The organism is Photorhabdus sp. S10-54, from assembly GCF_963878145.1.
Lineage (GTDB): Bacteria > Pseudomonadota > Gammaproteobacteria > Enterobacterales > Enterobacteriaceae > Photorhabdus > Photorhabdus kayaii.
On record NZ_CAWNXG010000022.1, the window covers coordinates 1 to 22,013 of the forward strand.

The 22,013-nt window shown below is 39.6% G+C and carries 17 protein-coding genes; 2 read left to right on the forward strand and 15 right to left on the reverse strand.

The features are described from left to right. On the forward strand, positions 1-184 hold a 184-nt coding region (locus AACQ83_RS13355; RefSeq protein WP_370446037.1), incomplete at its 5' end, for a transposase. Between the two features lie 477 nt (positions 185-661). Here the strand turns inward: AACQ83_RS13355 and AACQ83_RS13360 are convergent. The 3 genes from AACQ83_RS13360 to AACQ83_RS13370 all read right to left on the reverse strand — a co-directional run bounded on the left by AACQ83_RS13360 (position 662) and on the right by AACQ83_RS13370 (position 6,732). Further along, complete coding sequence (locus AACQ83_RS13360; RefSeq protein ID WP_112878053.1) at positions 662-1,327, reverse strand: PAS domain-containing protein; 666 nt, start codon at positions 1,325-1,327, stop codon at positions 662-664. A gap of 1,252 nt (positions 1,328-2,579) precedes the next feature. After that, positions 2,580-3,935: a CDP-diacylglycerol--serine O-phosphatidyltransferase gene (gene pssA, locus AACQ83_RS13365; RefSeq protein WP_167405287.1), complete on the reverse strand. Its 1,356-nt coding sequence runs from the start codon at positions 3,933-3,935 to the stop codon at positions 2,580-2,582. A gap of 154 nt (positions 3,936-4,089) precedes the next feature. Next, positions 4,090-6,732: a bifunctional acetate--CoA ligase family protein/GNAT family N-acetyltransferase gene (locus AACQ83_RS13370; RefSeq protein WP_112878055.1), complete on the reverse strand. Its 2,643-nt coding sequence runs from the start codon at positions 6,730-6,732 to the stop codon at positions 4,090-4,092. A 320-nt stretch (positions 6,733-7,052) separates the two neighbouring features. Here AACQ83_RS13370 and AACQ83_RS13375 point away from each other — a divergent pair, with 320 nt between their 5' ends. After that, complete coding sequence (locus AACQ83_RS13375) at positions 7,053-8,066, forward strand: tRNA/rRNA methyltransferase (protein ID WP_112878108.1); 1,014 nt, start codon at positions 7,053-7,055, stop codon at positions 8,064-8,066. A gap of 47 nt (positions 8,067-8,113) precedes the next feature. Here the strand turns inward: AACQ83_RS13375 and emrB are convergent, their stop codons facing one another. The 12 genes from emrB to nrdI form a co-directional block, all read right to left on the reverse strand. After that, a complete protein-coding gene (gene emrB / locus AACQ83_RS13380) occupies positions 8,114-9,658 on the reverse strand; it encodes a multidrug efflux MFS transporter permease subunit EmrB (protein ID WP_112878056.1) in 1,545 nt (514 codons plus the stop codon). A gap of 14 nt (positions 9,659-9,672) precedes the next feature. Beyond that, positions 9,673-10,857 carry a multidrug efflux MFS transporter periplasmic adaptor subunit EmrA gene (gene emrA, locus AACQ83_RS13385; RefSeq protein WP_112878057.1) on the reverse strand — a complete coding sequence of 395 codons (1,185 nt, stop codon included), beginning with the start codon at positions 10,855-10,857 and terminating at the stop codon, positions 9,673-9,675. 232 nt (positions 10,858-11,089) lie between these two features. After that, positions 11,090-11,617 carry a transcriptional repressor MprA gene (gene mprA / locus AACQ83_RS13390; protein ID WP_112878058.1) on the reverse strand — a complete coding sequence of 176 codons (528 nt, stop codon included), beginning with the start codon at positions 11,615-11,617 and terminating at the stop codon, positions 11,090-11,092. Between the two features lie 129 nt (positions 11,618-11,746). Further along, positions 11,747-12,085, reverse strand: coding sequence for an L-valine transporter subunit YgaH (gene ygaH / locus AACQ83_RS13395; RefSeq protein WP_112878059.1), 339 nt, complete (start codon positions 12,083-12,085; stop codon positions 11,747-11,749). Beyond that, positions 12,082-12,840 carry an AzlC family ABC transporter permease gene (locus tag AACQ83_RS13400; protein ID WP_112878060.1) on the reverse strand — a complete coding sequence of 253 codons (759 nt, stop codon included), beginning with the start codon at positions 12,838-12,840 and terminating at the stop codon, positions 12,082-12,084. The genes ygaH and AACQ83_RS13400 overlap by 4 nt, the downstream gene beginning before the upstream one ends. A 125-nt stretch (positions 12,841-12,965) precedes the next feature. After that, positions 12,966-14,156, reverse strand: a complete 1,191-nt coding sequence (locus AACQ83_RS13405) for an MFS transporter (protein WP_112878061.1) — start codon at positions 14,154-14,156, stop codon at positions 12,966-12,968. 378 nt (positions 14,157-14,534) lie between these two features. Then, positions 14,535-15,533: a glycine betaine/L-proline ABC transporter substrate-binding protein ProX gene (proX, locus tag AACQ83_RS13410; protein WP_112878062.1), complete on the reverse strand. Its 999-nt coding sequence runs from the start codon at positions 15,531-15,533 to the stop codon at positions 14,535-14,537. 69 nt (positions 15,534-15,602) lie between these two features. Further along, positions 15,603-16,688 carry a glycine betaine/L-proline ABC transporter permease ProW gene (gene proW / locus AACQ83_RS13415; RefSeq protein WP_112878063.1) on the reverse strand — a complete coding sequence of 362 codons (1,086 nt, stop codon included), beginning with the start codon at positions 16,686-16,688 and terminating at the stop codon, positions 15,603-15,605. Next, positions 16,681-17,880 (reverse strand): glycine betaine/L-proline ABC transporter ATP-binding protein ProV, encoded by a 1,200-nt coding sequence (proV, locus tag AACQ83_RS13420; protein ID WP_112878064.1) that lies wholly within the window; start codon positions 17,878-17,880, stop codon positions 16,681-16,683. Before proV ends, proW begins: the two co-directional genes overlap by 8 nt. Positions 17,881-18,473: 593 nt before the next feature. Then, a complete protein-coding gene (nrdF, locus tag AACQ83_RS13425; RefSeq protein WP_112878065.1) occupies positions 18,474-19,433 on the reverse strand; it encodes a class 1b ribonucleoside-diphosphate reductase subunit beta in 960 nt (319 codons plus the stop codon). A 20-nt stretch (positions 19,434-19,453) separates the two neighbouring features. Beyond that, positions 19,454-21,583: a class 1b ribonucleoside-diphosphate reductase subunit alpha gene (gene nrdE, locus AACQ83_RS13430; protein WP_112878066.1), complete on the reverse strand. Its 2,130-nt coding sequence runs from the start codon at positions 21,581-21,583 to the stop codon at positions 19,454-19,456. Positions 21,584-21,585: 2 nt separating this feature from the next. Next, positions 21,586-22,002, reverse strand: a complete 417-nt coding sequence (gene nrdI / locus AACQ83_RS13435) for a class Ib ribonucleoside-diphosphate reductase assembly flavoprotein NrdI (protein WP_162107608.1) — start codon at positions 22,000-22,002, stop codon at positions 21,586-21,588. Positions 22,003-22,013 lie beyond the last annotated feature (11 nt).

Below are 22,013 nucleotides of genomic sequence, written 5' to 3' on the forward strand. Positions count from 1 at the left end.
CAATGAGAATATCAATGGGTTAATCAGACAATACTTTCCAAAGGAAACCGATTTTAATGAAATCTCTGATCAGGAAATAAATTTTGTGGTAAACCGATTAAATAATCGCCCCCGAAAAACACGGGGTGGGAAAACACCGAATGAATTATTTAAGGGAATACGAACATGTTTACTTCCAGATTAACGATGTTGCACTTATTATGTGAATCTACCATGTTTTTATATATTTAATGTTGGGTTTAATTATCAGTCAATATAAATAAAATGAACGGATTTAATATGGTAAAATATATATTTAAAATAATTTGGTTAAATAAATTGAGTTATTTTCTGTTTTAATGAATTGATTTATTTAATTTGTAATTAATCGATATTATTTCGATGTGTTTTCAAATGGTTTATTTTTAATTTAAAATTTACTTGTGGTGATAAAATAGGTGTTTTTGTTATATTGAATATGCTTGAGGTTTTAATAAAATTCTATTTTACCCCAGGCATAATCAGTGACGCGCGTTATATACCCGTTATCTTTCAAGTTGCCTCTTTGTTGGCTGCACTCGCTCACCCCGGTCACATAGTTATCTATGCTCCCGGGGATTCACTCCCTTGCCGTCGCGAATCAATAGGGTATAAGGCTAACTTCGTCCGTAAAAGAAGCCCTTTAAGTTAATAAAAATTTCTCAGGTATATAGTGATAAAGATTATTGACTCGACAATATTCTTCTAATTGAAGAGTGGAGTTAATATTTATTTTATGATATATCCTGGCCGTATGGTTTTCAATTACACTAGAATCAAGATTCAATATTATTCCAATTTGATTTATTGTGTATTTCTGTAAGAAAAGGAAAATAATATCCGATTCACGCTCAGTAAAAAGATCTGTCGGTGGTTGGAGTAAAATGGATGAGGGAAGTTTATTATGATATTGATACAGACAGGTTAATGAATAGTCCTTCGCCTTCCAGCAATGATATATAATGCCTATACAACTTCCATCTTCGTGATAAAAAGGCATCTTTTCACAGAAATAAGATAATAGAATTTGCTCTTTACCAAATACATGTGTTTCAAGTGAGCATATATTTTGCCCTTTTTTCATTACTTTTTGATCATGATGAATATATTCCTTTGCAAATTCAGCGCCGCCCCAAGGGAGTTCATGATCATAAAGCCCACTGTAATCAAATGATTGTGAGAAATTTTTGATAGAACTTAATGCTTTATTACCATAAATAAAACATGAAGAACTATCTTTTATTCCCCAAGGTTCATTACTTATTTCCATTGTATTGATAATCTGAGGCGATATCGTACAGTTCTTCATAAAATCTCCTTCATAATTTGAAGATTAAATAAACATTCTACTTTTGGATTCCCTCGTGTTTTCTGGGATAATATAGCAATAAAATTGACTTTTTTCATAAGAATTTTCTAGTTTTTTACTGTTTTAAGCAGATCGAATTGTTGTTTATTATTTAATTCAGATCCATTCCAAGGAAGTTCATGATTGTAAGACTTTCTCCGATTAAATAATTTTTCAATATTATGAGTAAATTATTTTGTTGCTAAATTATCGTAAATAAAATACGGATAACCATTCTTTACGCCCCACGGTTTGTGATTTTTTCCACATATTAATGAATTGTAGAGTGATATTTGATATAAAGTGCATTTTATGTTCTCAATGATATTTTATATAGTTAATAATATATTATTACGATATTATCGTTGTGGAATAATTTTTCCAGTTTATCAATTTATTTTTATCTAAATATTCAGCAGGCCATATTAAAGAACAGCGATGAAAAACAGATCCGCTAAATAATCTTCTATATTGAATATTTACCTGTTTTAATATGATTTTTTATTATAGGAAAATTAAGCGTAATGTTTAAATAGGACTAGTTACTTAATCATAACCTTAAATTTACAGTATTTTAGATAAACCTGAGTATTTCATACGCGTTCCACTTACTTTATCTTCATTTTTATCTTTTACAATTATCGTATCATTTTCCCAGTCGCCAATTAGTTATTTATGATTTATGATTTATGATTTATGAATGTTCATTAATACTGGCTCTATTTTTAATTGAGAAAGCATCTGAAAATGAGGCGGTTTTGGGTGCTTATTTACTTAATCTATTCCGGGATTTTATCTGATGGCTATTCCCGTTAGAATTAGTGAATATATCAGTATCGAAAACAAGTTTCATTATTTTAGTCCTACTCATACTCGCTCTATAAATGAATGAAGTTTGGAAAAGGAATTATATATATTAAACTTTAAATCGGTATATGATTAATAAGATATTCCAAGCAGAGAAATAACATTTCAAAATAGAATATTTGAGGATTGTAATTCGATTAATTTTTTGTTGAAAATAGAGTATTAACAGAATTGGTTGTTTTATATTTTTTTAATCTCTAAATCTAGATTTACGTACTTTTGAATATTATTATTATTTAAACAAAGTTGAGATTTATCAAATTAAAGTTCGATGGTAAAAATCTCCCGCGATTATTCAATATCAGGAGATTTGATTTAGAAAAGATAATTTGCTTTATCGATTCAATTACAGAATACGACTAATCAATTTGTCTACCCGGATGCGACGTAAGCGGCGGATAAGTTTACGTACTTTGACTGGGTAAAGCTGGATGCTGTCCAATTCCTGATAATCACTGACAACCGTAGTATAAGTACGGATACAGTGTAGTTCTTTTGTACGTTGCTCCTGCATTTCTTTATGAGGATCGTGGATAAGAATGGCATTTTCTAAATCGAGTCCCCAGGCACGAGGATTAAGATTATTTCCTGTAATCAATTGCCATTGATTGTCCACCCACACACCTTTTAGGTGGTAGCTATTATCACCATCTTTCCATAACCTGATAGTCAGTTGATTGTTGTCAACATAACGCTGTAGTCTACTGATGAAACGGCGCAGATTAATTTCATATAAATAGGGCAATGCACCGATAATTTTAAATGGTTCTTCCGGTGGAATATAAAAATCGTTGGCAGTTTTATCGCCAACAATAATTTCCACATGTTTACCTTTACGAAGTAGATGAACAATCCGTCGGACAATGATGGCTGGAAGATTAAAATACGGAGTGCAAATAATCAGCTTTTGTTCTGTGCTGGCGATCAGATGACTAATGGTTTTATTTAGTAGATTCTTCTTTCCCAGACCGGCAAGGGGAGTGACAGATAGTTCGTCATTCGTTGCCTGATTATTTATTTTATAGGTAGTGTGCCGCAGAGAAAAACGTAATTGACGGATCAAATTTTTAATTTCAGGAATACGAGGACGGTTTTTACAATCCAGTTTCTGTACGGCTCCTGTAGCGATAATGTAATTATCAACAAAGTGTTTCATTGCTTCTGCAAGTTTTGCATTGTGAAGCAAGTGGTAGCGATCATAACGATATTTATCATGTTGGTGGAGATAAACATCATTAATGCTTGCTCCGCTATAAACCACAGTATCGTCAAAGATAAAACCTTTTAAATGTAAAACACCTAGTGCTTCGCGGGTATTTACAGGTACACCTAGTACTGGAATTTTCACATCAGGATAAGCTTCTGCCATAGAACAATACCAATCGGCATTCGTTACCATTGCAGCCGCCCCAATTCGTCCACGTTGTGCTCGATGCCAGTCAACGAGCACTTTAATGTCCAAGTCCGGGCGTTGTTGTTTAGCTGTATAAAGTGCATTAAGGATATCTTTCCCTGCATCATCATTTTCCAGATAGAGGGAGATGATATAAATATGTTTTTCAGCGTTAGCAATTTTTTCCAGCAGGGTGCTGCGGAACACTTCAGGTTGATAAAGTGTTTTAACATCAGCAACTGACTGAGGTAGCTTAGGCAGTTGTGCAAGGTGTTGTTGATGTTTAGCTTGTTTGAATTTAGACAACATCACAGTGCGCTTTTTCTCTTATGTTGGATGGCTATATGTAAAGCAATGAATCAAATGATCTGGCGATAATACCATTAGTCTGGCTAATTGTGAGCATGATTTAACGATCTAATGCCTAATGATTCAAGTCTGTGCGGTTCATCACGTAGTTGATTCAGAGTTCGAGGGATAAGTTTACAATGCTATCCTCAAATTGAACATCTATGGTAAATCCTAGTTTTTTAGCCAGTTTTATCATAGTACGGTTTTCTGGCATGGTGATGGCGTTGAGGCGGCTTATGCCATGTTCTCGTGTATAGTTAATCAGTTTTGTCATAAGTTGATATCCAAGGGTGATCCCTTTTAAGTCAGAACGCACTAGCACAGCAAATTCTGCTTCGACATTATCAGGGTCAGCTATGGCACGAGTAACCCCGATAATTTCTGGGGTCGTTTTAGGATGTCGTACGGCAACAAATGCCATTTCACGGTCGTAATCAATCTGAGTCATATTTGCCAGATCATCGTGTGTGAATTCGCTGATTTCACTAAAGTAGCGGTAATAGAGATCTTCTTTCGTAACCTGGCCGATAAAATCTTTCAGCAACGGTTCATCTTCTGGCAGAATCGGACGTAGCAGGCATTCTGCGCCCCCTTTGAGTTTTATAGTTTCTTCTAATTCGCTTGGATATGGACGGATAGCTAATCTAGTTCGTGGATCACCGTCTATCGAAGATAATTCCATTGAAACATCTAATAATGTGAATTCATCGCCAGAAGCCAGTAATGGATGAATATCTAGCCGTACAATTTGCGGGCAATCAAGTAACAAATTAGATACCTGAACTAACAGTCGGCTGAGTGCCAGTACGTCTAATGATTGAGGAGCTCCCCTGAGCTTAATTTTTCTACTTTTAATCGCCTGAATAACCAGATATCGCGCTAACGCCATATTAAGAGGCGGCAGCGCAACGGCTGCTTGTGTTTCCTGTGACCACTCAATACCTCCTTCACCTAACATAATCAGTGGGCCAAATACTTCATCTTGTTCGACCGCAATTCGTAGCTCTTGTGCACCAGCACGGTTTGCCATGCTCTGAACTAATAGTCCTTGAATTCTTGCGTGTGGGAAATTCTGATTGACACGTTCGATAATCGCTTGAGCAGAAGCCTTGACCTCATTTGCATTTCGCAAATAGAGCATCACTCCCTGAACTTCTGATTTATGCGGGATATCTGGCGAGCGTAATTTCAACGCAACAGGATAACCGATCTGTTGGGCAATATTGACTGCTTCATCACTGTTGTGAGCAATCCATGTTGGCAATGTATTGAGACCATAAGCCTCCAGAATAGGTTGAACTTCATGAGTATCCAGACGAGAATTTCCCTGTTCCAGAGCCTGTTGTATGCACTGATGGGCACGTGCTGTGTTAGCTGTGATGTTTGTTGGTAGTGCGGGTGTTTCTGTTAATTGTTTCTGATTGCGGCGATATTCAACCATGTGCATGAAAGCAGTAATCGCGCCTTCAGGGGTGCGATAAGTTGGAATACCTGCTTCGCTGAACAGACGGCGGGCTTCTTGTGAAGAATATTCACCGCACCAATTGGTAAAGAGAGTTAGCCATTTTCCCCGTGGGTGTTTACGGATTGTTTCAATGACTTTGGTTGCGGTTTGAATACCGGGAGCAATTGCGCTAGGAGAGTGAATAAGTAACAGAGCATCATGGTCGTGGCTATCTAGTAACGGTTTTAACGCAGCGATATAACGTTCCACCGTGGAGTCATCTTTTAAATCTAGCGGGTTATGTAGGGAGATAGTTTCTGGTAGTTGTGTTTTTAATGCCTTCGTTGTCTCTTCACCTAATATTGCGAGCTTACCGTTACGGCGGAATAACGCATCCAGTGCCATTGCGGCTGGAGCAGCACCATTGCTGACGATAAATAGCCGTTCTCCCCGTAAAGGTGACATATAGCTTAACGTTTCTACAGCAGAAAACATTTCATGTGTATCTTGCACGCGTAATAACCCTGCTCGCTGAATTGCTGCATCATAAGCCGCATCCAGATTTTGTTGTTCACCAAGTAATTTCTGTGCCCGCTTAGTACGGCCGCTTTTAACCACCAAAATAGGTTTATTGCGGGAAGCACTTCTAGATGCTGAAAGAAAGCGACGGGCATCATGAATATGCTCTAGATAGAGCAGGATAGCGCTGGTTTTACTGTCACGAGCCAGAAAATCAAGCAGATGATCAATATCGATATCTACACTGTCACCTAACGCTATAAAGTAGGAAAATCCGACTCCCCGGTGTTTTGCCCAATCAAGAATCGTATTTGAGACTGCCGCCGATTGAGAAATAAAGGCTAATTTCCCTTTGAGTATTGGAACCGGAGAAAAGCTGGCATTCAGCCCTTGCCAGGGGGCTAATACTCCTAAACTGTTTGGCCCAAGTAGTCGGATACTATAGCGCTGGCAGCACTGCTTTAGTTCAGCGAATTGGGACGTTGGTGAAGAAAGGATAATCACCGTTTTGCAACCTAACTGCCCCAGTTGTTCTAAACATTGCAAATTACGGTGGTGATGAGTACAAATAACAGCCAAATCTGGTGTGATCGGTAATTTATCTATTGAAGGGTAAGCTAAAACCCCTTGAACAGAACGGCTATTGGGTGTAATCGGTAGTATTGGTCCAGCAAAGCCTCCTGCAAGCAAGTTACGCATCATAACTGAACCCGCTCGTTCTGGTTTTTCTGAGGCACCAATTACAGCAATGGATTTAGGGCGTAATAAAGCTTCAAGTCCGCGCTGGCTCATCAGGAGGCTCCTTATTTGTGGTTAGTCGATAACTGTAGCGGATTTCGCAAATTGTTGCTGTGATTTACGCTATCGGATGCAGTTGCTGAGAAGCAATTAAATTGCCAGTTTGTTGCAAAATAGTACCAAGCTGTAGTTTGAATATCTTCGGTAGGGGCTGTTTCAATAGGTAGCCTGACTGTACCTTCCATGGCAAGTACAGCATGTCTTGCCGAGAGCAGGAAAATTAAGGGCGCATTTTAATGGATTATAGTTGTCAGAGGTAGCTTAAGATGCGCACATCAGGTAATCTTCGCGCCATAAAGCAGTTGGAGAAACGAATGAACGATTCATACAGTGGTAAAAATGGCAAAGTCAAAGTGATGTATGTCCGCAGTGAGGGCGATAATGACAGCCGCAATAATAAACGTCCATCTGGCAAAGGACGCGATCAAGGTCAGCGTCGTCGGGACAATGAGCGAACATCCCGTTCTCCGCGTGCCAATGAGCGTGAAAGATCGCCTTGGAAAACAGTGTCACGCCCTGAGAGTGATTCTGTAACGTCAGTGCATGGTGGTATCAGTGGGAAAAGCCAGATTGATCCTGAACAGCTCCGTCGTCAGCGAATGGAAGAAACTCGGATTTATGGCGAAAATGCTTGCCAGGCGATGTTTAAAAATCGTTCTGAAGCGATAGTTCGTGCATGGTTCGTTGAGTCAGTGACACCACGTTTCCGTAATGCGCTAAAATGGATGGCTGCTAACCGTAAAGCCTATCATGTTGTGGATGAGGCTGAACTGACAAAAGTGTCAGGTACTGAACATCATGGTGGTGTTTGTTTTCTGATTAAGAAACGCAACGGTTTGGATGCAGAGACCTACTTGAAAGATGCTCCAGTAAAAGATTGTGTTTTGGCTCTTGAAGATGTGGGTAATCCTCACAACCTTGGCGCAATTATGCGAAGTTGTGCACATTTCGGTGTACAAGGGGTGATTTTGCAAGATGTGGCCTTGCTGGAGTCGGGTGCGGCTATCCGTACAGCAGAAGGTGGTGCTGAGCATATTAAAGGTATTGATGCTGATAGCTTGAGCACTACACTGAATGACTTTCGTCAAGCGGGTTACACCATTGTAACGACATCCAGCCATAAGGGTAGTACCGATTTAGCGAAAGCTGAATTACCGGAAAAAATGGTTCTGGTACTTGGTCAAGAACGTGATGGTTTGAGTGACAGTGCTTGGAAACATGGTGATATGAGTTTGTTCGTTGGTGGTACGGGTTTGGTTGAAAGTCTGAACGTTTCTGTTGCAACTGGCATTCTGTTAGCTGAATGGTGGCGACAGAATAAAGCTTGATTAGGAAAAGCGGGAGCTGGAGTGCTCCCGGTTTTGCCATTTAAGATTTAGTGGGCTCCGCTCATGCCTTCTTTACTTCCTTGGGTAAATGGTGGCCTGGCTAGCCAGACGAGCATAATCAAAATCAGGAATACTCCGGCTGAAAGCCAAAAAATTTCATTCGCTGAGATTATGAGTCCTTGATGGGTAATTTCTTTTGCTAGATAAGCAGAAATTTGCTGGTTATTCATGCCTAATTCCGATAATTGTTGATAGATTCGTTGAGTATCGGGACTATAAGGATTGATATGCTCAGTAAAATGGGAATGATGTATTGACTCGCGTTGGGTCCACATGGTTGTCGTTAGTGATGTGCCTATTGAACCCGCCAGTGTTCGAATAAAATTCGATAAACTGGATGCAGATGCCACTCGCTCTGCTGGCAAGCCGGAAAGGGTAATGGTTGTGAGTGGCATAAAGAAACAGGCAATAGCAAACCCCTGGATAAACTGAGGCCATGCGACTGCGGCAAAATCCATGCCTGGTTCGAATGTATATGCACGCCAGTAATAACAGATGGCATAAACAACAAAACTGAATGTCACTATGTAGCGCATATCTGCTTTATTGCCGAATTTACCAATCAGTGGCGAAATTATTAGTGGCAACAATCCTACCGGTGCTGATGCAAGACCTGACCAGGTTGCTGTATAACCGAACACTTCCTGTAATAACTGAGGTAATAACACAATTGTGCCGAAATAGAGCATATAAGCTAAGCTCAAACAAAAGCAACCAATGGTAAAATTGCGCTCTTTAAACAGTGATAGGTCAATAATTGGGCTATTGTCGGTCAGTTCCCATACCACAAGAAATGCTAATGAGATGATTGCGATAACTGTCAAAACGATAATTTCTGTAGAATTAAACCAGTCCAGCTCTTTCCCCTGATCTAGCATAATTTGTAAACAACCAACGCCGACCACTAACAATATGAGTCCTATTGTGTCGATAGGTTTGATCTCTGTTTGGGTTTCACGCCCTTTCAGCGTTTGCATAGCAATCAGAATAATCGCTATACCAACAGGAACGTTGATAAAGAAAATCCATCCCCAATGGTAGTTATCACTGATGTAGCCACCCAAAATAGGGCCGAAAATTGGCGCGATGATAATCGTGATTGACCATAATGCCAGCGCCATATTTCCTTTCGCTGGTGGATAATTGTTCAGGAGTAGACTTTGTGAAAGGGGAATAAGAGGACCAGCAACTAATCCTTGAATAACCCGGAAGAAGATTAGCATACCAAGACTGTTGGAAATACCGCATAACCAAGAAGCTATGGAAAATAGAGCGGTTGACCAGATGAATAACTTAACTTCGCCGATGCGTTTTGCCAGCCATCCAGTAATCGGGATAGAAATCGCATTGGCAACGCCGAAAGAGGTAATTACCCAGATCCCTTGAGAATTTGATGATCCTAAATTACCTGAAATCGTGGGTATCGCTACGTTAGCAATGGTAGAATCTAACACTTGCATGAACGTTGCCAAGGATAACGCAATGGTCATCCATGCAAGTTTGGCACCTGTAAGCGGCTGTCGTCTCGTCACCTTGGCCTCCGGTATTATTTTCCAGCATTACTATTAGTAATGTCATTAACTATTTTATTGGCAGGGGACATATCTATTGTCAGAGCAGTGGTGTGATAAGCTGATTTAGTGCGTGTTCTATCAGACAGAACGGGTCCATCAGGATTCGTAGTATCTACTCTGACTTTAGTCGAGAGGCCGATGCGTAATGGGTATTTTTCTAGTTGCCCAGGATTAAGCTCAATGCGGACGGGTAAACGTTGTACAACCTTAATCCAATTACCACTGGCGTTCTGAGCGGGTAATAAAGAGAAAGCGCTGCCGGTACCCATATCAAGGCCAGTGACTTTGCCGCTAAATACTCTGTTTCCACCATAGAAATCGCTGGTGATTTCCACGGGTTGACCAATACGCATACCAGAAATTTGTGTCTCCTTGAAGTTGGCTTCAATCCACATATCGTTTGCCGAAATTATCGCCATCAGTGGAGTATTTTTATTGATTTGTGCACCAACTTGTACACTACGGCGTGAGACATAACCATCGATTGGGCTGACTATTTTTGTGCGTTGTAACGCCAGCCAGGCATTACGGACTTCCGTTGCAGCTTGTTCAATGGCAGGTTGCTTCTCTAAAGGTGTATCCAGGACAATTGCTTGATTAGCGTTGTATTGTTCAATTGCAATATCTAGAGCAGCTCGGGCGCTGGCGACAGCTTCCTGTGCATGTTGTAGCTCTTCTTTACCAATGACTTTTTGAGCGCTAAGTATTTCACGACGGCTAAGATCATTTTGAACTTTAGTTAATTCTGATCTGCGTAGAGCGATGTTAGCCTGATATTGTTTGCTGTTAACTATCTGTTGATGAGTCTGGCGAACGCTGTTAGCTAATGTTGTTTTTGCTTTTTCTAATGCTAATTCTGCATCACGGGGATCGAGTTGTACCAATATACTACCGCTTTTCACAAAGTCAGTATTATCAAAGTTAACTGTGATTACAGTGCCAGCAACTTGCGACATGATCTGAACTTGATTACCTGTAACATAGGCGTTATCTGTTTCTTGATGGTGGCGTGAAATGAGAAACCAATAGAAAAAGTAGGCAACACCGAGCAGGGTAAAAATAAGGGTTAGTAACACTAAGGCACGATTGCGTTGCCTTTTTTTGCTACTGGTTGGATCTTGTGCCGCTTGTACTTCTATTGCCTCATCTGCACTCATAGTAAATCCCCATGCTTATTGTTTATCTTCTAGTAATACTATTTTTAGATCACTTTCCAGTAGTGGTATAGCATCACTACTGGAAAGATGAATGACACAGGATCCAATGTTATCGAAGAATAATAGTTAGCTTTTTGCAGAAAATATCATCTTTGGCTAACAGGAAAATTTTTTCGAACAATTGAACCAGGAAAGTATTGTTTGGATAAAAATTGATCGATTAAACAACAAGCTATTTTTTGATACAATCGCCCATTGTATCAAGTCTGACCAGTAATTTTCTCATTAACTTTTCTAACTGTTTTTGTTCCTCCTGGTCAAGGCATGACCAAAGTCTTCTCAAGCACTCATGTTGAGGTGGAAGCAAATTATTTAAAAATTTTGTACCTTGTTCTGTCAGATGAAGATGAAGGCAACGGCGGTCGTTATGACTTTCCTTTCTTTCAATCCACTCCTGCTTTTCTAATTCATCAGCAATACGCGTGGCGTTAGTACGGGAAGAACCTAATGCGGCACTTAATTCTGATGGTTGGATGCTGTGGCTTTCTTTAGTATCAAGGATCATCAGGGCCATGAACAAAGTTTCATTGATACCTTGAGCTTTCAGCATATTGTTACGGTTTTCAAGCAATTTACTTTGGACGTGCATTGATAACCTAGTCAACAGGATCTCTTGATAAGGGATATCTTTATTTAATTTGGCTTGCTGTGCTGCACGAATATTCAGTAATTCTTCGGTAGGCGTAAACGAACTTTCCATTATTTAGATACCTTATTAGTTTCAACTGGTAAGATAACTTTTGTTATCAAACATCCAAATGGTATATTAAAAGATAAATTTAGCAATTGTAGTTATTTGTTATCATCATATTTCTTTTGATATTGATACCTAATTCATAAATATTTTGAATGTTAGTCCAAAAAGTAGCGCACCAAATAGCGTTGCGAGTATAATTTGCTTTGTTTTGTAAAAGACTAAACAGATGGTCAGACAACCTATGAGGGTAGGAAGTAGTTTTTGATTCTCTCTCATCACATCAGGTACACCTGATACGATGAGTAAAGAACAAATGGATGCAATACCAATACTGTCAAGAATAATGCTTGTTTTTCCACCTTTCCTGCCGGCAGATTGGCGTGCTTTCCCAAATCGTAGTGGCAGATAGCGAAATGAGAAGTTAGCTAACCCAACAAATAGTCCAATGAGCAAAATCTTGCTATCAATCATGGTGTTTCCTTTTGTTCAGAAGAGTCATTGCAATTGTTTTGTGGTTGTAACAGTGCCGCGATACAACCACCGACAATACCTGCCAGAATAGCAACTGGAATTGAGAAAAATGTAATTCCTAAAAGTGCTCCGGTTAGTGCGGTTGCAACACAATAACTATTTTGCTTTCGACAAGAAGCAAGAAGAAAACTGAGAAACAGTGCTGGTAACATGAAAATCATGGCAGCTTCTACAGCAGGATAAGATTCCAAATAACCGTTACCAAGAAATGCCCCAGCAGTTGTACCTGCAACCCAAGCCAGCCAGGAACAGAGCGCAATAGCAACCATCCAGTTTTCACTCCAGCTCCGTTGGTTCTTAATGAGTTTTGCAGTAGCGGCGGCAAAAACTTCATCTGTCAGGCCGAAAGCCCAGATAACGGTTTTTTTCTCCGTTAACTTATCTTTGATACGGTGCCTTAAAGATGGACCATAAAGAATATGGCGAACATCCATTGCCATGATTGTTAGAGCAGAAATCCATAGTGATGTGCCTGCACTCAGTAAAGCTGTGATGACGAACTGACTTGCACCGGCGTAGATGATGCATGAAAAGAAAATGGCTTCTATTGGGTTGAAGCCAAGCTTAACGGCATTGAGGCCAAAAGCAAAAGCTACGGGAATGTAGCCGATAACAATGGGTAAACTGTCTATTATTCCTTCAGTAAAAGAAGATTTTTTACTGATTAAGGGCGGTGATGTATCAGAAACAGGCATAAAATCTATCTGGTTATATAAATGTTATGTAACATTAACAAAAGGGAACTAAATAGAAAATATCATCCTTAACAAATGTTTCATAAATGTTTTTATTTTAACGTTCTTTTACCGTGACCTGTTTCTTACAGCGTCTTTGGTTCGTGCTTTTTGCCTAAAAACCACACGATTAGGCTTATTATACAGATAGCCATGCCAGCGGTGGCAACGCCATACCAACCTGAATGTTTGTAAGCATAGCCTGAAACCAGAGAGCCAAGGGCTCCACCAATAAAATAGCTGGTCATATAAGCGGCGGTGAGTCGATTTCTCGCTTCTGGCATGATGCGGTATATCGTACTTTGATTTGTAACGTGAACACCTTGAATCGCAATATCAAGGAGAAAAACACCAATTATAAAGCCAATTAGTGATTCTTTGACTAAGCCGATCGGTATCCATGAAAGAAGTAATAGCACCAGAGAAATGCTGGTGGTCAGAGGACCTTTTCCTTTATCAACGAGTTGCCCGGTTTTGGTTGCCATCAATGCTCCGGCGGCACCGACTAATCCAAATAAGCCGATGACTCCTTCAGAATAGTTAAAAGGAGGTGCTGAGAGCAGGAATGCCATTGATGTCCATAGCAGGCTGAAATTGGCAAATGTTAGCGCACCCAGTATGGCGCGTACTCTTAGAAGCGGGCTTGTAGTGATAAGGTTTACAATAGAGCCAAGTAATTGGAAGTAATTGAGATTGGTTACTTGTTTATAACGGGGCAGGTAGCGCCACAGCGTCAGAGAAAGAATCACCAATAAAACACTGGCAACCCAAAAAACAGTTCTCCAGCCGCCAAGAGTCGCCATTGTTCCTGAGATGGTTCTTGCTAGTAATATTCCAAGCAGTAAACCGCTCATAATCGTACCGACAGCTTTTCCTCGTTGATGGGGAAGAGCAAGTGTTGCGGCCAGTGGGACCAGTATTTGAGCAACCACTGAAAATAAGCCCGTCATTGCCGTTCCCAGTAACATTTGCCAGATGTTCTGTGACATGGCGGTAATCAGTAAGCCAACAGTGGCTAATATTGTCATTGAGACAATTAAACTGCGTCGTTCGAACATATCACCTAGTGGCACAAGGAATATCAAGCCAACGGCATAGCTTAATTGAGCTGTGGTGACAATAAACCCCGCTTCGTTGACGGTCAGATTAAATTGTAACGCAATAGTGTCGAGTAGAGGCTGTGCATAGTAGTTGCTGGCGACAACCAGACCTGTGGCAATTGCTATCAGAGCAATTAAAGCTGGACTTAATGGCGTGTGGGAAATATTTTCTTCCATAAATGTATTTTCTTATAGTTAAACGGCAGGTTAGGGGTGAGTGGACAGCTCGTTAAAGGTCTGTAGTCACGAGCTAAACTTTTTGCATTGTAATGAATTTTTATTCAGGTTCAATGGTAAAGCCGCGAGAATGGTAGCTAAAGAAACTCTATTGAGTATTTATTGCGTTAGGTAGTTTTAACCTTGTGATTTAACTATCAAATCGAACTGAGAATGGAAATGTGAAAACGATATTAATCCTTCCTATTTGCCATAATATGGCAAAATTCACTACAAAATTGTTGAAATATAAATTTAATAAGAATTTTGAGTAAGAAAAAAATAGTAGTAAAAAAACAGTGAATTGTCTTATATCAATTCACTGTGATGCTTTAAATATTACTTTTTCCCGGCGGCTTCAACGGCAGTTTTAACCCAACTATCAAACAATTTCTGATGAGCCTTAATCCAACCGTTGGCGTGACGTTCAATATCCGCTTGTGATGCCTCACCATTATGCATCCGCAAGTTTTGGGCATTGATATCTGCAAGAGGCATTTTCATGATAGAAAATAACTTAGCGGCGGTTGGGTTGTCTTCTGCCCATTTTTTATTGGCAGCAATATGCATAATACTTGGTGGGAAACCATAATTAGCGCCATTTGGCAATTTCGTTTCTATTTTCTCATCATTAGGCATAGCGGAGAAAGGAACTTGCAGCCAGACAACATCTTTACCTGGTTTCAGCACGTCACTAACCCAATAAGGTGTCCATGTGTAATATAAGATGGGTTTGCCTTCTTTATAGCGGGTAATAGTATCTGCCATCATGGCCGCATAGTTACCTTGATTATGCTCAACGCTATTGTTTAAACCATAGGCTTTAAGGTGATGATTAATGGCGATTTCACAGCCCCAACCGGGATTACAGCCAGTTAAATCAGCTTTGCCGTTATCGTTGGTATCAAATAATTTGGCTATTTTCGGATCTTTTAATTGAGCAATATTCGTGATGTTGTATTTTTCCGCTGTTTTTTTATCGATCAAGTAGCCTTGTGCTGCATTTTCTACGTAGTTACCAACACGGTAAAATTTGGCATTCCCACCTGCTGCCTGATATTGGGTGTTGTGCAGTGGTTCCCAACTTACGGCCATAAAGGTTGCGTCACCAGAAGCAATAGAGGAATAGGCGACGTTGTAGTCCACTTCTTTGATGGGTTTGATATCATAACCAAGTTTTTCCAATGCCTTACTGACGATCAACGTCTGGAATGTTTCTTCGCTAAGGGTGCTTTGTATGGGTTGTACACTGATACCTTTACCCGGTAATTCGACAGCGAATAATTGAGAACTTATCAGTGATGATAGGGATATAGCCCAGATAACTATTTTGCGCATGGTTTTTCCTCCTGTTGCAGTCATCATGTGTTTATCAAACAATTGTGGTTTGATAGGTGTTTTGGAAGGTTATGCTTTTTGGCTAAATAAACGGGTAATTAATCCAATTGGGCCAGTGGCATACCAGCGATTTACGCCTTTAGCCCGGTTGCTGCAACCAAGAGACTGTGTTAGGCGGTCAAGGAGAATCGCAAGAATAACAATCCCGACCCCACCTACTGTAGCAAGCCCCATATCGAGACGCCCAATACCTCGCAAAACCATTTGGCCTAAACCACCAACGGCAATCATTGATGCAATAACGACCATTGATAGGGCTAGCATCAGGGTTTGGTTGACACCGGCCATAATGGTTGGCATAGCCAGTGGTAATTGAACTTTAAACAGCATCTGACGAGGGCTGGCGCCGAAAGATTCGGCTGCTTCTATCAGATCTGCTGGAACCTGTTTGATGCCTAAAATTGTCAGACGGACAATTGGGGGTAGAGCAAAGATAATGGTGACGATAACTCCAGGCACGTTACCGATGCCAAACAGCATGACAATCGGAACCAGATAGACGAATGCTGGTGTGGTTTGCATAGCATCAAGCAGAGGTTGGATAATTTTCGCGGCTCTCTTGCTGTGTGCCAGCCATATACCGAGTGGTAAGCCAACGATAATGCAGAACAATAGCGATGTCAGAGCCAGTGATAGAGTGACCATCGATTCCGGCCATGCACCAATTGCACCAATAATTACCAGAGAAATTAGAGCAGTAATACCCATACCAATGCCTGATAACTGCCAGGCAATCAGGGCAAAAAATAGGATGGCAATGGGCGCAGGTATTGAAGTCAGACATTGTTCAAAGCCACTGAGAACAAAATCAATGGGGACGCGTATTCCCTGAAATGCGGGACGAAAATTTAGCACAATCCAATCAATAGCATGGGTTACCCATGAGTCTAAGGGGATAAGTGGGTGCTGGAATGGGTCCATGATATTGAAATGTTCAGGCTGTACCGTAATTTCGGGTGCATCCAGCCAGTCAGAACCTGTTGAATTGTCAGCACTGGTTTCGTTGCTCCAGGGATCTGTATTGTCAGCAGGGCTGGGGGAGGTATCCTCAGAATTCTGTACAGGCTGAGTTTGATGTTCGTTTTGATTACTCATTTGGTGTCTCCTTATCTAATGCCTGCAATAGCATCCCTTTGGAAATAACGCCGATATATTTGTCATTATTTCCAACAACCGGAACTGCACAAGGTGATTGTGCTACAACAGCAATCAGCTCATTGAGGGGCATATCTGCGGCAACGGAGGTTGCTTCCGCCAATATGGCGTGTTCGATAGGTTTTTTTTCCCGTAATGCTTTTTCCAATGAATTTACGGAAACGATACCGGCGAATTTTTGTCCACGTTCGATCAGGTAACCATAGTTTCTGTTTTCGTCATCGAGGACTTTCAATGCAGAAAGAGGACCAAAACCGGGTGCAATATGAAGCAGAGAGTCAGGACGGCGACGGGCAATGTCTTTAGCACTGAATACATGGCTGATATCTACGCCACGAAAGAAAGTTTTCACATAGTTATTCGCTGGATTATTCAAGATTTCATCAGGTGTCCCGACCTGCACAACAACACCGTCTTGCATAATGGCAATCCGGTCTCCGATACGCATTGCTTCATCCAAATCATGAGAGATAAAGACGATAGTCCGTGGCTGATTGCCTTGCAGGCTTAACAGTTCATCTTGCATTTCTGTACGAATTAATGGATCAAGGGCAGAAAATGCTTCGTCCATTAGCAAAATATCTGGGTTATTAGCTAATGCTCTGGCAAGCCCTACACGCTGACGCATCCCGCCTGAGAGTTCATCTGGATAAGATTGTGCATAGTTTTCCAGGTTTACCTGTTTTAGTGCATCCAACGCTTTTTTATTGCGTTCTTGTTTGGTGATTCCAGCAAGTTCCATACCAAAGGCGCTGTTTTCCAGTACGTTTAAATGCGGCATCAGTGCAAATGATTGGAAAACCATACTGATTTTGTTACGGCGAATTTCTCTTAACGCTGTTGTTGAAATCTCAGAAATATCTTCACCATCAATTAAAACCTGGCCGCGAGTCGGTTTTATCAGACGATTGAGAAGGCGTACCATTGTGGATTTGCCGGAGCCAGATAATCCCATGATGACAAATACTTCGCCTTCTTCAATAGTCAGATTGACATTTTGTATACCAACAGTCATACCTGTCTTTTCAAATATCTGATCTTTGCTCAAACCTGAATTCAGTAATTTGAAAGCATATTCTGAATGATCGCCAAATATCTTATAGAGGTTTTTAACTTCAAGTTTAATTGCCATGAAATAGTTACTTTCCTTTCAATGGTTATTTAATGGTGTTAAGCATCACTCATCTCTGCATGATTCTTTGAATATATATACCCTAACATACTGAGAGAGCCTGACAACCCTATGTTAATGATAATTAATGTAAAAATAGTGATATTGAATGACTTAAATTAGATATATTTGTAGTTATTTCATTGTTATTAGCAGTTAATTTTGCTAAATTCATGCTGTTATTAAAAGGATGAATCATATTTATGTTGCTGTTATTAATGTATTTTTTTATTTAATCATCAAATAAATTATTCACCATGTTGTAAATAGAATCGGTCATTAGTTTATAATGTTGATTATATCTTATTGGAATGAAATTTTATTTACAATTAATTAGCTATATTAATGTTTTTTGCCGTTTAGCATGAGATGAACGGCTGTTTATGGCAAAAAATATCCATAGAAATGGCAATAGTCATGAAAAAACGCCATAAAAATATAAGGATTTTATGGCATTTTATCGTTAGAAAAACAGGATTAATAATATTGGTTTTTAAAATATTAGAGTATTATGGTTATTTTGAAGTATTCTATATAAAATAAAATCATTCTCTTTAGAAATTCCAATCCTCATCCTCAGTATTCACTGCTTTACCGATAACATATGATGAACCTGAACCAGAAAAGAAATCATGGTTTTCATTGGCATTCGGTGATAATGCAGAGAGGATTGTAGGGCTGACATTTGTCATTTCTGGCGGAAATAAGGTTTCATAGCCAAGATTCATTAATGCTTTATTGGCATTATAATGCAAGAATTTTTTAACATCTTCACTCCAGCCAACAATATCATAAAGTTCTTCTGTATATTTGATTTCATTTTCGTATAATTCTAATAATAATGAAAAAGTGAATTCTTTAATCTCTTTTTGCTCTAATGTTGAATATTTTTTTAATGATTGTTGAAATTTATATCCAATATAATAACCGTGAATGGCTTCATCTCGGATAATAAGTCGGATTAAATCGGCTGTATTTGTTAATATTCCTCGACTTGACCAATACATAGGTAAATAGAAACCTGAATAGAATAAAAATGATTCTAGAAAAACACTGGCGATTTTTTTCTTTAATGGATGATGATAACTATAATAATTTAGTATAATTTTGGCTTTATTCTGTAATGAAAAATTCTTTTCACTCCAGCGATAGGCATCATCCACATCAGTTGTTAGGCATAATGTTGAAAAAATGGAGCTATAAGAACGTGCATGAACAGCTTCCATGAAACTAATGTTGGACATAACTGCTTCTTCGTGGGGTGTCAGGGCATCTTCCATTAACGCTGGAGCACCAACAGTGTTCTGAATTGTGTCCAGTAGTGTCAGCCCGGTGAATACCCGGATAGTCAGCTTTTTTTCTTCTGTCGTCAGTGTATTCCATGAAGGAATATCATTGGATAATGGGATTTTTTCCGGTAACCAAAAATTAGTTGTCAGTCGGTTCCAAACTTCTAGATCTTTGTCATCTTCAATTCGATTCCAGTTAATTGCGCGTATAGGATTACTGATCATAATACATTTCCAGAATTATTTTATAGTGAGCATGAAACACAATCTTGTACTTCCGTACCTTCCAGAGCAGTTTGTTTCAGACGGATGTAATAAAGTGTTTTAATTCCTTTACGCCAGGCATAAATTTGGGCTTTGTTAATATCACGGGTAGAGGCATCGTCTTTGAAGAAAAGTGTCATGGATAATCCTTGGTCGACGTGTTGAGTGGCTGTAGCATAAGTATCAATAATCTTTTCCGGTCCTATTTCGTAAGCATCTTGGTAATATTCAAGATTATTATTCGTCATAAATGGCGCTGGATAATATACCCGTCCTGTTTTGCCATCTTTACGGATCTCAATACGGGATACAATCGGGTGAATGCTTGAGGTTGAATTGTTGATATATGAAATAGAACCTGTAGGAGCAATAGCTTGGAGATTTTGATTGTAAATACCATGAGTCATAATTGAGGCTTTTAATTCAAGCCAGTCTTGTTGATTAGGAATGGTTATTCCTGCTTGTTCAAACAATTGAGAGACCTTTTTTGTCTGAGGTTGCCATGCTCTTTCTGTATATTTATTGAAAAATTCACCACTGGCATAACGAGAATCTTTAAAGCCTTTAAAGTAGCTATTGCGTTCAATGGCGATCTGATTGGAAGTACGCAGAGCGTGATAAGTGACGATATAGAAATAGATATTGGTGAAATCTATTCCCTCTTCAGAACCATAATGAATTTTTTCTCTTGCCAGATAGCCGTGAAGATTCATTTGCCCCAAACCAATGGCATGGGAATCCTGATTTCCTTTTTCGATAGAAGGAACTGAACGGATATGGCTCATATCTGATACCGCGGTTAAAGCACGGATAGCTGTTTCAATAGAGAGGGTAAAATCAGGTGAATCCATTGTATGAGCAATATTCATTGATCCCAGATTACAACTAATATCTTTCCCAATATGGTGGTAACTTAAATCCTCTTCATATTCGCTGGCACTGTTAACCTGTAAAATTTCGGAACATAAATTACTCATATTAATCCGACCTTTAATCGGATTAGCATTATTCACCGTGTCTTCATACATAATATAGGGATAACCAGATTCGAATTGAAGCTCAGCTAACGTCATGAAAAATTCACGAGCATTGATTTTTGATTTCTGAATTTGTTGGTTATTTACCATTTCAGTATATTTTTCTGTCATGCTAATTTCGGACATTGGCACACCATAAATCCGCTGAATATCATAAGGGGAGAATAGATACATATCTTCATTATGTTTAGCCAGCTTAAAAGTGATATCAGGAATAACGACGCCAATAGAGAGTGTTTTTATACGGATTTTTTCGTCGGTATTTTCCCGTTTTGTATCCAGAAAACGAAGAATATCGGGATGATGAGCATGGAGATAAACGGCCCCTGCACCTTGGCGTGCACCGAGTTGATTGGCGTATGAAAACGCATCTTCCAGCATTTTCATCACTGGGATAACACCTGATGATTGATTTTGAATCATTTTTATCGGTGCACCTGTTTCCCGTAGATTACTGAGTAAGAATGCGACCCCTCCGCCACGTTTTGAAAGCTGTAAGGCTGAATTAACTGAACGTCCGATGGATTCCATATTATCTTCAATGCGTAGCAGGAAACAGGAAACCAATTCTCCTCGCTGTTTCTTACCGCAATTAAGAAAAGTTGGCGTTGCTGGTTGAAAACGGCCACTGATCATCTCATCCACTAGACGACAAGCCAGCACTTGATCGCCTTGGGCTAGGGTCAGTGCTACCATGCATATCCGATCTTCATAGCGTTCTAGATAACGTTTATTATCGAAGGTTTTCAGAGTATAACTGGTGTAATATTTGAATGCGCCCAGAAAGGTTTGAAAGCGGAATTTTTTGCTATAGGCTTGCTGAAAGAGCTTTTTAATAAAAGTAAAATCGTATTGCTCCAGCACGTTTGTTTCGTAATATCCCTCTTGTTGGAGGAAATCCAGTTTCTCTTTTAGGCTATGGAAAAATAGTGTGTTTGGATTTACATGCTGGCGAAAATAATAATGAATAGCCAGTTTGTCTTTGTCAAATTGAATCTTTTCTTCACTATCGTATAGATTGAGCAAGGCATTTAAAGCATGATAATCCTGTTGTGCATTAATTTGAAAAGTCATAATTACATATTCTCTAATGAATCATGTTGCCAGAACCTTTGAATACCTTGGCGTACTCGTTGTACATCTTCTTCAGTACCCAACAGTTCAAAACGGTATAGGAGGGGTATCCGGCATTTCTCTGAAATTATCCGCCCAGCGATGCCGTAAGCTTCGCCAAAGTTGGTATTCCCGGCCGCGATGACTCCCCGGATGAATGCCCGGTTTTCGGCGATATTGAGAAATCGGATCACTTGTGGTGGAACAGCGCCTTTAGTACTGCCACCACCGTAACTGGGGGTCAGTAAAATGTAAGGAGAAGTTACGTTTAATGGGCTGTCTGATTGATTTATTGGAATACGAAAGGCTGGTATTTCCAGTTTCTGAACAAATCTATGGCTATTACTGGATGAACTGGAGAAATAGATCAGCGGATTTATATTCATAATAA

Bases quoted from the DNA above. Each gene is read 5' to 3' on its own strand.
- AACQ83_RS13360 (WP_112878053.1), bottom strand. From the start codon at position 1,327: ATGAAGAACTGTACGATATCGCCTCAGATTATCAATACAATGGAAATA.
- pssA (WP_167405287.1), bottom strand. From the start codon at position 3,935: ATGTTGTCTAAATTCAAACAAGCTAAACATCAACAACACCTTGCACAA.
- AACQ83_RS13370 (WP_112878055.1), bottom strand. From the start codon at position 6,732: ATGAGCCAGCGCGGACTTGAAGCTTTATTACGCCCTAAATCCATTGCT.
- AACQ83_RS13375 (WP_112878108.1), top strand. From the start codon at position 7,053: ATGAACGATTCATACAGTGGTAAAAATGGCAAAGTCAAAGTGATGTAT.
- emrA (WP_112878057.1), bottom strand. From the start codon at position 10,857: ATGAGTGCAGATGAGGCAATAGAAGTACAAGCGGCACAAGATCCAACC.
- mprA (WP_112878058.1), bottom strand. From the start codon at position 11,617: ATGGAAAGTTCGTTTACGCCTACCGAAGAATTACTGAATATTCGTGCA.
- ygaH (WP_112878059.1), bottom strand. From the start codon at position 12,085: ATGATTGATAGCAAGATTTTGCTCATTGGACTATTTGTTGGGTTAGCT.
- AACQ83_RS13400 (WP_112878060.1), bottom strand. From the start codon at position 12,840: ATGCCTGTTTCTGATACATCACCGCCCTTAATCAGTAAAAAATCTTCT.
- AACQ83_RS13405 (WP_112878061.1), bottom strand. From the start codon at position 14,156: ATGGAAGAAAATATTTCCCACACGCCATTAAGTCCAGCTTTAATTGCT.
- proX (WP_112878062.1), bottom strand. From the start codon at position 15,533: ATGCGCAAAATAGTTATCTGGGCTATATCCCTATCATCACTGATAAGT.
- proW (WP_112878063.1), bottom strand. From the start codon at position 16,688: ATGAGTAATCAAAACGAACATCAAACTCAGCCTGTACAGAATTCTGAG.
- proV (WP_112878064.1), bottom strand. From the start codon at position 17,880: ATGGCAATTAAACTTGAAGTTAAAAACCTCTATAAGATATTTGGCGAT.
- nrdF (WP_112878065.1), bottom strand. From the start codon at position 19,433: ATGATCAGTAATCCTATACGCGCAATTAACTGGAATCGAATTGAAGAT.
- nrdE (WP_112878066.1), bottom strand. From the start codon at position 21,583: ATGACTTTTCAAATTAATGCACAACAGGATTATCATGCTTTAAATGCC.